The sequence below is a fragment of the Robertmurraya sp. genome, from assembly GCF_036676585.1.
Lineage (GTDB): Bacteria > Bacillota > Bacilli > Bacillales > Cytobacillaceae > Robertmurraya_A.
The window spans coordinates 1-2,888 of sequence record NZ_JAKFCQ010000166.1 but is presented as its reverse complement, the minus strand read 5'-3'; the positions used below and the strand labels follow the sequence as shown (position 1 = coordinate 2,888).

Annotated in this window: 4 protein-coding genes; 2 read left to right on the top strand and 2 right to left on the bottom strand. The window is 40.2% G+C overall.

Going from position 1 to position 2,888, the window contains the following annotated elements:
• A partial coding sequence (locus tag ACGLXV_RS21920; protein ID WP_391560282.1) for a DUF6124 family protein occupies window positions 1-234 on the bottom strand: 234 nt, incomplete at its 3' end.
• A 466-nt stretch (window positions 235-700) separates the two neighbouring features.
• Here ACGLXV_RS21920 and ACGLXV_RS21915 point away from each other — a divergent pair.
• Both ACGLXV_RS21915 and ACGLXV_RS21910 read left to right on the top strand, forming a co-directional pair.
• Window positions 701-1,306 (top strand): helix-turn-helix transcriptional regulator, encoded by a 606-nt coding sequence (locus ACGLXV_RS21915; RefSeq protein WP_391560281.1) that lies wholly within the window; start codon window positions 701-703, stop codon window positions 1,304-1,306.
• A complete protein-coding gene (locus ACGLXV_RS21910; protein WP_391560280.1) occupies window positions 1,290-2,162 on the top strand; it encodes a queuosine precursor transporter in 873 nt (290 codons plus the stop codon). The genes ACGLXV_RS21915 and ACGLXV_RS21910 overlap by 17 nt, the downstream gene beginning before the upstream one ends.
• Window positions 2,163-2,215: 53 nt before the next feature.
• On the opposite strand, the gene queC is transcribed toward ACGLXV_RS21910, so the two are convergent.
• Window positions 2,216-2,888 (bottom strand): 7-cyano-7-deazaguanine synthase QueC (gene queC / locus ACGLXV_RS21905; protein ID WP_391560279.1); only part of this gene is annotated, 673 nt, incomplete at its 5' end.

The following is a 2,888-nucleotide window of genomic DNA, read 5'->3' as shown; positions in this document are numbered from 1 at the left end:
ATCGGTGCTCATGACATTCAGCGAGGCGAGGGTTTCGCAGGCATGACAGAGCAGGGATTCCGTGTCGGCATCCGGGACAATGGTGAAGACGTGGCTGACAGGGTCGGGACGGTCTGGATTGCGTAGGCGGGCGCTGACGCGGCGTTCGGTGATTTCGGAGAGCTTGGGTAAATCGATGGTGTTGTCGGTTGGAAGGTCTGACGATTGCGGAGAATTAGGATCGTCTTTTTTCATTATGGAATCCCCTGAAAGTTTAAAAGGAAGCGTCAATCCCATGTTGTTAGATGGGACTTGGTTTTCACTGTACCCGGATTGATGGATCGGTAAAGTTAATAGTTGAAATTTTTATTTACTTAATCAAATAAGTGAACATTTGCCTAATTAAATGATTAATTTGTGGTGGGGCTGTGACTTTTTTGTGGTGCAATGCTAAAAGTGTACAGTGTCAATCACACAGGCTAGGTTGTGTGTGAATATACCTGGTGCCTTGGGTAATGTAAGAAAATACTGTAGGAATATACCTACGGATCAATCGAAAATGTCGGGGAGGAAACATTATTTAACGGTTGTTTGGGATGTTTTCGATGTTGTGTTTTGTTAAAGGCCTAGCTGTGTAGGATGCTATCTCACAAAGAAATTCCGTCGTTTTATTTAACTGGGGTGTGCAATTTTTTGCAGATGTAAGTAAGGGTGAATACTAATGCATAAAAAAGAAAAAGCGGAAAAGTTGAAAAATAACATTAAGTATCTAATAAAGAGTCGCGGGGAGACGCAACTGTCTTTGTGTAATTCCAGTGGTTTGACCCGGACCACGATATATAACATTCTTGAAGGGAAAGTGGTAAATGTTCAGCAGTCTACAATTCGCAAAATCTCTGATTTTTTTGGTGTCTCTTATAAAGAAATAGAGACTGTTAATTTCGAAGAAAAAGAAGTAATTGAAAATAGTGTTTCTCCTCAAGGAAATATGAATCCTGCGGCGGTTCCTATAATCAAAGAAAGCTTTCTGATTCAGAGCCTGGATAAGAGGATTGGTGAGTTGGCCACTACTCATCCATTGACTTATTATTTCGGATCGGCCTGCAATTTGATAGGCGTGCTTTTAGAGAATGAAGTGAGTTTGGTTAATGGGGAGGGGGATCTATTAATAATAAAAAAAGGATTGTCGACCGGCGATAAAGAGAAGCTGGCTTATAATAGACTAACAAAAAAGCTATTTATAACAACTGAGTTGTACGCTGATTCTGATATTGTTTTCGTTGTCGGGGATGTTATGGAGGAAAGGTTTAATGGGCAGCAAGGCTGAAAATAGTAAATACAAGCTGTTAGGGTTTGAAAATAGCAAGGGCCTTGCTGTGATAATGATTGTTTCTACAGGGAAGATCATTAGGGTGAAGTTGGGTGAGGTTCTGAAGAGTGAAATAGTAGATGATCTGAATAAAATGGAGGTGAGGGATATATACAAAAAATTTTATTCTGGTGGGGCTGCATTAACTGTCTACGAAATAAATGACCGTCATGAAAGGTCGTGGACAGTTTATGTTGTGCTAAATTTATTATTGTTTGCGCTCTATATTTTCACGAATTTCTCTGCGACAAAGCCTATTTATTTAGAGAGCTTTGATTTTGTTGTTACTCCAGGTGTATTTTTCTACCCCTTGACCTTCTTGATAGTTGATTTGTTGAATGAGTCTTTTGGTCTTAGACTCGCGAAAAGAGCTATATTATTTGTGTTTTCGAGTAATGCTCTCATTGTCGTTTTGCTTGGCATATCTACTTATCTTCCAGGATTGCCTGGTTGGAAGCTTGATGGGTCTTATAATGAGGTTGTCAGTCATGTGTCGTCTGCATTAGTGGCGTCCTCTGTTTCGTTTTTATTTTCCGAGTATGTCAATTCTTATTTGTTGTGCAAAATAAAGGAGCTTACAAACTCCAGGTTTTTATTTTTGCGAGTATTCTTCAGTACTTTTTTTGCGGTGATAATAGATAGCTTTATTTTTTGCTTTATTGCATTCTATGGAACTATGCAGAGTGGCGAGATTCTGGATATTGTTTACATTCAAATAGCTATAAAAATGTGTTTCGCTGTCTTTAATATTTTGCCAGCCTATGGAGCAAGATCTCTGTTTAAAAGGTATATGGCGGGAACCCAGGCTGCATAAAAATAGGGGGTGAATTGGCTTCTTATGATTCAGTTCTCCCTGATATGTATTGGTTATTTTAATGTTAGCTTGTTTTTTGTGTTGCGTGTTATCTCTGATTTGTTTTTTAGGAACGCATCCAACCCTTTCGCACGAAGGCTACACGCTTCACAGTTGCCGCACCCACTTCCCTTTATGCCGTTGTAGCAAGATAATGTGTTGTCGCGGATAAAATCTAGCTGTTTGTAGTAATCAGCCAAAGCCCAAGTCTCCGCTTTATTCAGCCACATAAGCGGTGTTTCAATGCGTAATTTATAATCCATTCCCAATTCAACGGCTGTATTCAGACTTTTGACAAATTCATCCCGACAATCCGGATAGCCAGAAAAATCTGTTTCACAAACACCAGTGATTACAGTTTTGGCGCGAATTTGATATGCATAAATAGAGGCCAAGGTTAAAAACAGAATATTTCTACCCGGTACGAAAGTGTTTGGTAGGTCGTCCCCGGAGCTGTTTGTAGTTTGGATTGGGATGTTGTCCCGAGTTAAGCTGCTGATGGCCAGCTCATTGAGCAATGATGTGTCTAATATTTTGTGAGCTGCCACACCTAGCTTTTTCGAGAGCTGTTGCGCCACTTCAATTTCTGCGCGATGGCGCTGACCGTAATCAAACGTAATGCAGTGTATTTCATCATAAGTTTGCGATGCATGGATCAAACAGGTTGTTGAGTCTTGTCCACCACTG

Excerpts from the sequence above, each read along its gene's own strand:
- ACGLXV_RS21910 (WP_391560280.1), top strand. The coding sequence starts at position 1,290 with ATGGGCAGCAAGGCTGAAAATAGTAAATACAAGCTGTTAGGGTTTGAA.
- ACGLXV_RS21915 (WP_391560281.1), top strand. The coding sequence starts at position 701 with ATGCATAAAAAAGAAAAAGCGGAAAAGTTGAAAAATAACATTAAGTAT.